This is a genomic window from Acinetobacter sp. 479375 (assembly GCF_000581715.1).
GTDB lineage: Bacteria > Pseudomonadota > Gammaproteobacteria > Pseudomonadales > Moraxellaceae > Acinetobacter > Acinetobacter ursingii.
Genome location: NZ_JEZN01000026.1, coordinates 24,233 through 31,101 on the forward strand (window position 1 = coordinate 24,233; position 6,869 = coordinate 31,101).

At 41.7% G+C, this 6,869-nt stretch carries 9 protein-coding genes; 4 read left to right on the forward strand and 5 right to left on the reverse strand.

Annotation, left to right across the window (positions count from 1 at the left end):
* Positions 1-26 precede the first annotated feature (26 nt).
* The 4 genes from ureC to J500_RS14810 form a co-directional block, all read right to left on the reverse strand.
* Positions 27-1,727 (reverse strand): urease subunit alpha, encoded by a 1,701-nt coding sequence (ureC, locus tag J500_RS14795; protein ID WP_004990527.1) that lies wholly within the window; start codon positions 1,725-1,727, stop codon positions 27-29.
* A 29-nt stretch (positions 1,728-1,756) separates the two neighbouring features.
* Entirely contained in the window at positions 1,757-2,065 is a 309-nt protein-coding gene (locus tag J500_RS14800) for an urease subunit beta (protein WP_034700275.1), read from the reverse strand.
* A gap of 19 nt (positions 2,066-2,084) precedes the next feature.
* Complete coding sequence (gene ureA / locus J500_RS14805; protein WP_034700277.1) at positions 2,085-2,387, reverse strand: urease subunit gamma; 303 nt, start codon at positions 2,385-2,387, stop codon at positions 2,085-2,087.
* A gap of 109 nt (positions 2,388-2,496) precedes the next feature.
* Positions 2,497-3,372, reverse strand: a complete 876-nt coding sequence (locus J500_RS14810) for an urease accessory protein UreD (protein ID WP_034700279.1) — start codon at positions 3,370-3,372, stop codon at positions 2,497-2,499.
* A gap of 190 nt (positions 3,373-3,562) precedes the next feature.
* On the opposite strand from J500_RS14810, the gene J500_RS14815 reads away from it, so the two are divergent.
* From J500_RS14815 to J500_RS14830, 4 genes are all read left to right on the forward strand, one after another.
* The gene (locus tag J500_RS14815) at positions 3,563-4,324 is read left to right on the forward strand and encodes a 3-oxoacyl-ACP reductase (protein ID WP_004996350.1); all 762 of its coding nucleotides are present in this window, start codon (positions 3,563-3,565) and stop codon (positions 4,322-4,324) included.
* Positions 4,325-4,447: 123 nt separating this feature from the next.
* Positions 4,448-4,768 carry a hypothetical protein gene (locus J500_RS14820; protein WP_034700282.1) on the forward strand — a complete coding sequence of 107 codons (321 nt, stop codon included), beginning with the start codon at positions 4,448-4,450 and terminating at the stop codon, positions 4,766-4,768.
* Between the two features lie 149 nt (positions 4,769-4,917).
* Positions 4,918-5,409 carry a copper resistance protein NlpE gene (locus tag J500_RS14825; RefSeq protein ID WP_034700284.1) on the forward strand — a complete coding sequence of 164 codons (492 nt, stop codon included), beginning with the start codon at positions 4,918-4,920 and terminating at the stop codon, positions 5,407-5,409.
* Between the two features lie 173 nt (positions 5,410-5,582).
* Entirely contained in the window at positions 5,583-6,554 is a 972-nt protein-coding gene (locus tag J500_RS14830) for an NAD(P)H-dependent flavin oxidoreductase (RefSeq protein ID WP_034700286.1), read from the forward strand.
* Between the two features lie 35 nt (positions 6,555-6,589).
* Here J500_RS14830 and J500_RS17195 read toward each other — a convergent pair.
* Positions 6,590-6,869, reverse strand: a 280-nt coding sequence (locus tag J500_RS17195) for an IS1595 family transposase (protein ID WP_034698995.1), incomplete at its 5' end; no start/stop codon positions are given.

Consider the following 6,869-nt stretch of genomic DNA (forward strand, 5'->3'; position numbering starts at 1 on the left):
CAATTCCTCGTACTTATTTTTAATCATCAAAACAAGAAATAACGTTGTGCCATTGGCAATACATCCGCAGGTTCACAGGTCAATAGTTCACCATCGGCACGTACCTCATAGGTTTCAGGATGTACATCCATCACGGGGCAATACGTATTATGCTTCATATCCGCTTTGGTGATATTACGAGTATTTTTACAGGGGCTAATCAATTTCTTCAGTTTTAACTTTTCAGCCACACCATTTTCAATAGCAACTTGTGATAAAAAAGTAATACAGGTGTTATGCACGCCACGCGGATAAGCACCAAACATCGGACGATAATGCACAGGCTGCGGCGTTGGAATCGAGGCATTGATGTCGCCCATCGGTGCTGCTGCAATCATGCCACCTTTAATAATCATGGACGGTTTTACCCCAAAGAAAGCGGGTTTCCACAACACTAAATCTGCCAGTTTCCCTTCTTCCACCGAACCGATTTCATGACTTAAGCCATGCGTAATCGCAGGATTAATCGTATATTTGGCAATATAGCGTTTCACCCGATTGTTATCATGCGTGGCATTATCGCCCTCTAAAGCACCGCGTTGAATTTTCATCTTATGCGCAGTTTGCCAAGTCCGAATAATCACCTCACCGACACGCCCCATCGCTTGCGAATCAGAAGACATCATCGCAATTGCACCCAAATCCTGCAAAATATCTTCCGCAGCAATGGTTTCTCGTCGGATACGACTTTCTGCAAATGCTACGTCTTCGGCAATTGCTGGATCAAGATGGTGACACACCATCAGCATATCCAGATGCTCATCGATGGTATTGATGGTATAGGGACGAGTCGGATTGGTTGAAGATGGCAAAACATTGGCCTGACCAATCGCTTTTAAAATGTCTGGCGCATGTCCACCACCCGCACCTTCAGTATGGTAAGTATGGATGGTTCGATTTTTAAATGCCGCCAACGTTTCTTCCAGAAAACCACTTTCATTTAAAGTATCCGTATGAATCGCTACTTGAACATCGAACTCATCTGCTACGCTTAAACAGTTATCAATAGCTGCTGGCGTTGAACCCCAGTCTTCATGCAGTTTGAGTCCTACCACACCTGCTTTAATCTGTTCACGAATCGGATCGGGCAAACTTAAGTTACCTTTACCTAACAATCCAATATTCATCGGTAAATCATCAATACCCTGTAACATGGTTGCAATATGCCACGGCCCTGGTGTGACCGTGGTTGCCGATGTTCCCGCTGCTGGGCCAGTGCCGCCACCGACCATCGTGGTCACACCAGACATCAACGCTGTTTCGACTTGTTGCGGGCAAATCCAGTGGATGTGGGTGTCGATACCTCCCGCAGTGAGAATCTGCCCTTCCCCTGCAATTACTTCGGTTGCGGCGCCTAGTGGAATGGTAATATCTGGCTGAATGTCAGGATTACCAGCTTTACCAATTTTCCAGATTCGGCCATTTTTAAGACCAACATCGGCTTTGACAATACCCCACCAATCCACAATCAAGGCATTGGTAATCACCGTATCGGCAACTTCATCTGCCAAGAGTTGCGATTGTCCCATCCCATCACGAATGACTTTACCACCACCAAACTTGACTTCTTCGCCATAGGTGGTTAAGTCTTGTTCAACCTCAATAAATAGTTCGGTATCCGCCAAACGAACTCGATCACCCACCGTTGGCCCAAACATTTCAGCGTATGCACGTCGTGACATTTTCATAATAAGTTTCTCTGTAATATTTTATCTTTTTAATCCAATGCGCCCATCACACGCCCTGCAAAACCATACACTTCACGTTTACCTGCCAATGCCACCAGTTCCACATCACGGCTTTGCCCCGGCTCAAAACGTACTGCTGTACCTGCGGCGATATTCAATCGATAGCCCCTAGTTTGCTCACGATCAAACTGCAAGGCATCATTGGCCTCAGCAAAATGAAAATGCGAACCGACCTGAATTGGACGATCACCCGTATTGGCGACACTGACTTTTAAAGTCTGGCGTCCGACATTTAACTCGATTTCGCTGTCAGGGGTGATTACTTCACCAGGAATCATCTTGCTCTCCTTATTATTGTTATACGATCGGTTGATGAACCGTAACTAATTTAGAACCATCAGGGAAAGTCGCTTCGACCTGTACTTCGGCAATCATCTCAGGCACACCGTTCATCACATCATTTTTAGTTAACAGTGTGGTGCCATAGTGCATCAATTCAGCCACGCTCATTCCATCACGCGCGCCTTCAAGCAAAGCTGCTGAAATAAAAGCCACCGCTTCTGGATAATTCAATTTCAACCCACGGGCTTTGCGGCGCTCTGCCACCAATCCCGCAGTAAAAATCAGCATTTTGTCTTTTTCGGTCGGATTAAGTTCCATGAATTCTTCCTAATCTTGATGGTTTAATTTAAGCAAAATATATGCACAAATTGTGATAATGATCTTGATATGTCATGCGACTCATCAGCAGTATTGAATAAGCCATATATCAAGTGCGCCAAATACGCGGAAATTCCTCATCCAGATTAAACCAGTAGCGGCGCAGTCTGGCTCGAATAGCTGCAAATGCATCGTGACACGCACGCACGTCATCTCCCAAAAAACGCGCACAGATCACATCGTCCAATAACGTTAATCTAACAGGCACTTTCATACGTACCATCAATTCACGGATTAATTCAATGTGTTGTTCTAGATAAAAACTTGCACGATATTGTTCAGGAGCCACCGCCCAAAAACTTCCCATGACCGCATAACCGTTCATGCCTAAACAAGAAGATAACCAACGATCCTGACCTTTAAAACGCAATGTATCTGCCACTAAAAGTTTCTGCTCACGATACAATTTAAACTGATTGGCATAGGCGCCTGTTTGAAAAGTTTCAGCTCTGGCCTGTCGACCCAATACCAGCATATCCCAACCAATAAAACTCGCAGTTTGACCCAGATGAATACGGGTTTCTGAATGGGCATTGGCACCATCAAATAGCATGGTTTCCTGAGGAAGCCATTCCAAAATCGAATGGTCTTTTACCTGTAAATGAATATGCTGAAATGCCTGTTTACCATTGGTTTTATACCATTTCCCTGCGCCAGGTGTCGTCACTACCGCATGGGCATTTTCTTGAGTAGAAATTTGAAACGTTAAATGATCACCCCCTGCAATTCCAGCAGGTGGATGCACAATAATGGCATGGCACACCCCTGTCTTTTCAGGCCACAGCATTTTTTGCACCCGAACAGGACCATAATGTTTACGATGATTCATAATGGTGCGTTGACCATCATATTTAAATCCTAGTTCCAACTCGGCATACCACAAAGCTTTAGACCTTTGGGCTGTAAAGTCCTGTGGTTGATTCATTGCATTCCTTTTATAACGAAATATGAAGGGTATTGTTATAATGCAAAAATTGCACCAATAACTTGCAAATGATGCTTTTGCAAACTATATGCTCTATTTATCATCAATCCTCAAACAATATAGGTTTGATTTCAGACTGGGTTTTTCCTAATCTTAAGTCATCTTGGTACTCTCTAAAAAGTGATTTGACATGGAAATTCAAGAACAAGTTGTGCTGGTGACAGGGGGAGCGCGTGGTCTAGGCCTAGCAATTTCTCAAGCTTTACTCAAACAAGGGGCTCGTGTTGTAGTCAACTATCTCAATAGCCATAGCGCCGCACAAGATTTGCAACAACAATTTCCAAATCAGGCTTTGATCTATCAGGCAGATATCACTGAAGCTGATCAAGTTTTAGCAATGTTTAAAGCTGCAAAACATCATTTTGGTAGTGGAATTACATCTGTAGTCAATAATGCATTAATCAAATTTGAATTTAATGGGGAAGCGCGTCCGCATATTGAAAACTTAAATTGGGACGATATGCAGCAACAATTTGAAGGTGCTGTAAAAGCCGCAATAAATACCCTACAGGTTGGACTTGAGGATATGAAAGCAGCGCAGTTCGGCCGTGTGGTAAATATTGGAACCAATCTGGTACAAAATCCTGTAGTGCCCTATCATGACTATACTGCTGCCAAAGCAGCTTTATTGGCTTTCACACGTACCAGTGCGCATGAACTCGGTCAATATGGAATCAATATCAACATGATTTCAGGTGGTTTACTCCAAACGACTGATGCCAGTAAAGCAACACCTCATGCGGTATTTGATTTAATTGCGGCATCGACTCCGCTCAGACGTACCACCACGCCGCAAGAATTTGCCGATGCTGTTTTACTGTTCTTATCGCCGTGGTCACGTGCTATTACAGGCCAAAATTTAATCGTAGATGGTGGTCTGGTAAAAAACTAATTTTTCCGATCGAGATAAAATTGCTTAATTAGCCAAAAATTAAGCAGTTTTTTTAAATATGCCAACTTTTTTACTTTAAAATCCTTATAAACTATTTGCTTCTTTTATTTTCACTCAATTTTTATGAAACTTTTCTTGGTGATCTCCACGTGTAGCTTATTATTCGGCTGCGTACTTGGAAGTTCGAGTGAAATTAAACGTGCTGAAAAAATGCTTGAACATTTTCAGTGCAAAAATATTGAAGTTCATGAGATGCCTCAAAGTAATATCAACACTTTTCATCAGCAATCTTTAGCAGTAAGTAAACAAAAAGCCAGCCACTATATTGAACAATATAAGCAAGGGGAAAGCCTGTTTGATATGCCGCTTGATGAGGTTGTTGAACAGCAATATCAACTATATAAATCTGCATGCCAATCTTTGGGTGGTGTCACATCTGACTGATGCCTCATCAATTGATGAAAGCCTACACAACACAACTAAATTGATACTAAAACAATGATTTTGTTCAAATTGCTTACATATCGCTACTATTTACAGAACGTGTAATTTTGTAGGCTAATCTCTGATTCAAAAAACTTGGATAAATCGATATGAAAAAATCACTTATTGCGATTGCAATTGCCAGTACTTTATTAGTGGCATGTTCAAAAAAAGAAAATCAGACTGAAACAACGACCTCTGCTGCTGACCAAACTCCTGTTGCCTCCGCTCCTGCTGAAACAGCAACGGCTGTTGATACAGCTCATACAGCTGAAAATTCTCTAGATTGGGCGGGTGATTATAAAGGCAAATTACCTTGTGCGGATTGTGAAGGCATCCAAACAGAGCTCGAATTAAAAGCGGATAAAACTTTTGAATTAAAAGAAACTTATCTAGGCGGCAAAAGCGATGGTAAGCCAATCGAAACTAAAGGCACATTTAAATTTGATGAACAAAAACCTTCAGTAATTGTTTTGGATACTCAACCAGATCATCGTCAATTCTTTATTGGTGAAAACACCGCGACAGCTTTAGATATGGAAGGTAATAAAATCGAAGGTGCGATGGCTGATCTTTACGTTCTTAAAAAAGAAAACCATTAACACGTCCTAATTTTATAAAATATTGAATACCAATCCTAAGTGATTGGTATTTTTACAAATACCGCATAATGAAATAAAGTTTCTAAAAATACATATTCAATTATAAAAAAACAAAACACTATAGTAAGATCAAACTATCAATCAAATCGAAGTAAAAACAAGGATTCTCTTCAATGAAAACGCGTGTAACCGAATTACTTGGTATTGAATATCCTATCGTTCAGGGCGGGATGATGTGGGTCGGACGAGCTGAATTAGCAAGTGCTGTTTCAAATGCAGGAGGGCTTGGCACATTGACAGCCCTGACTCAACCAAGCCCTGAAGACCTACTCAAAGAAATTCAGCGTTGCCGCGACATGACGGATAAACCTTTTGCAGTGAATTTGACTTTTTTACCCGCGATTAATCCGCCACCTTATGCCGAATATCGTCAAGCCATTATCGAAAGTGGCGTCAAGATTGTAGAAACCGCGGGCAATAAACCTCAAGAACACATTGAAGATTTTAAAAAGCATCATATTACGGTGCTGCATAAATGTACGTCGGTACGGCATGCGCTTTCTGCCCAGCGTATGGGGGCAGATATCATTTCAATTGATGGTTTTGAATGTGCTGGGCATCCGGGTGAAGATGACATTCCTGGACTGATCTTGATCCCAGCCGCTGCCGATCAAGTCAAAATTCCACTCATCGCCAGTGGCGGGTTTGCCGATGGCCGTGGTTTGGTGGCTGCTTTGGCATTGGGTGCAGAAGGCATCAATATGGGAACGCGTTTTTGTATGACGCAAGAAGCACCCCTTCATGAAAAAATTAAGCAGTACTATTTAAATCAGGACGAACGCTCTACCAACCTGATTTTTAGAAAGTTCCGCAATACCACTCGAGTGGCTAAAAACAGTATCTCAGACTTGGTGGTTGAACTGAGTCAAAAACCTGATATTCAATTTGAAGATATTCGTCCTTATGTGTCTGGTGCAAAAGGTCGTATGGCTTTAGAAACGGGTGATGTCGATGCAGGCTTACTTTCCGCAGGACAGGTGTTAGGTCTAATTCATGATATTCCAAGCTGCCACGATCTCATTCAAGGCATTATGACTGAAGCACAAGAAATTATTCAGCAACGCTTAAATCGTTTAATAGATTAATTATTATTTATTTTAGGGGCTGTACTAGATAAGATTCAAATTTCAGTCCAAAACCGCAAAGTTTTTAGTTGTTGTTTTGGACTACCGTAGTTAAATCTAAACTCACATTCCTTAATAAACAAGTGAAAAGAATCCTTGGGTATTCCATTATATTTTCTTAGCGTTCTTTTCGCCTGATTCCAGAAATTCTCAATGCCATTGATGTGATTATGCCCATTCGCAAAATGGCTTGAATGATTGATTCTATAATGTCTAAAACCTGCTATGTCCAAAGCATTATAACTATGCCAGTGATCTGTATAAACAATACTGTCA

Excerpts from the sequence above, each read along its gene's own strand:
- ureC (WP_004990527.1), bottom strand. The coding sequence starts at position 1,727 with ATGAAAATGTCACGACGTGCATACGCTGAAATGTTTGGGCCAACGGTG.
- J500_RS14800 (WP_034700275.1), bottom strand. The coding sequence starts at position 2,065 with ATGATTCCTGGTGAAGTAATCACCCCTGACAGCGAAATCGAGTTAAAT.
- ureA (WP_034700277.1), bottom strand. The coding sequence starts at position 2,387 with ATGGAACTTAATCCGACCGAAAAAGACAAAATGCTGATTTTTACTGCG.
- J500_RS14810 (WP_034700279.1), bottom strand. The coding sequence starts at position 3,372 with ATGAATCAACCACAGGACTTTACAGCCCAAAGGTCTAAAGCTTTGTGG.
- J500_RS14815 (WP_004996350.1), top strand. The coding sequence starts at position 3,563 with ATGGAAATTCAAGAACAAGTTGTGCTGGTGACAGGGGGAGCGCGTGGT.
- J500_RS14820 (WP_034700282.1), top strand. The coding sequence starts at position 4,448 with ATGAAACTTTTCTTGGTGATCTCCACGTGTAGCTTATTATTCGGCTGC.
- J500_RS14825 (WP_034700284.1), top strand. The coding sequence starts at position 4,918 with ATGAAAAAATCACTTATTGCGATTGCAATTGCCAGTACTTTATTAGTG.
- J500_RS14830 (WP_034700286.1), top strand. The coding sequence starts at position 5,583 with ATGAAAACGCGTGTAACCGAATTACTTGGTATTGAATATCCTATCGTT.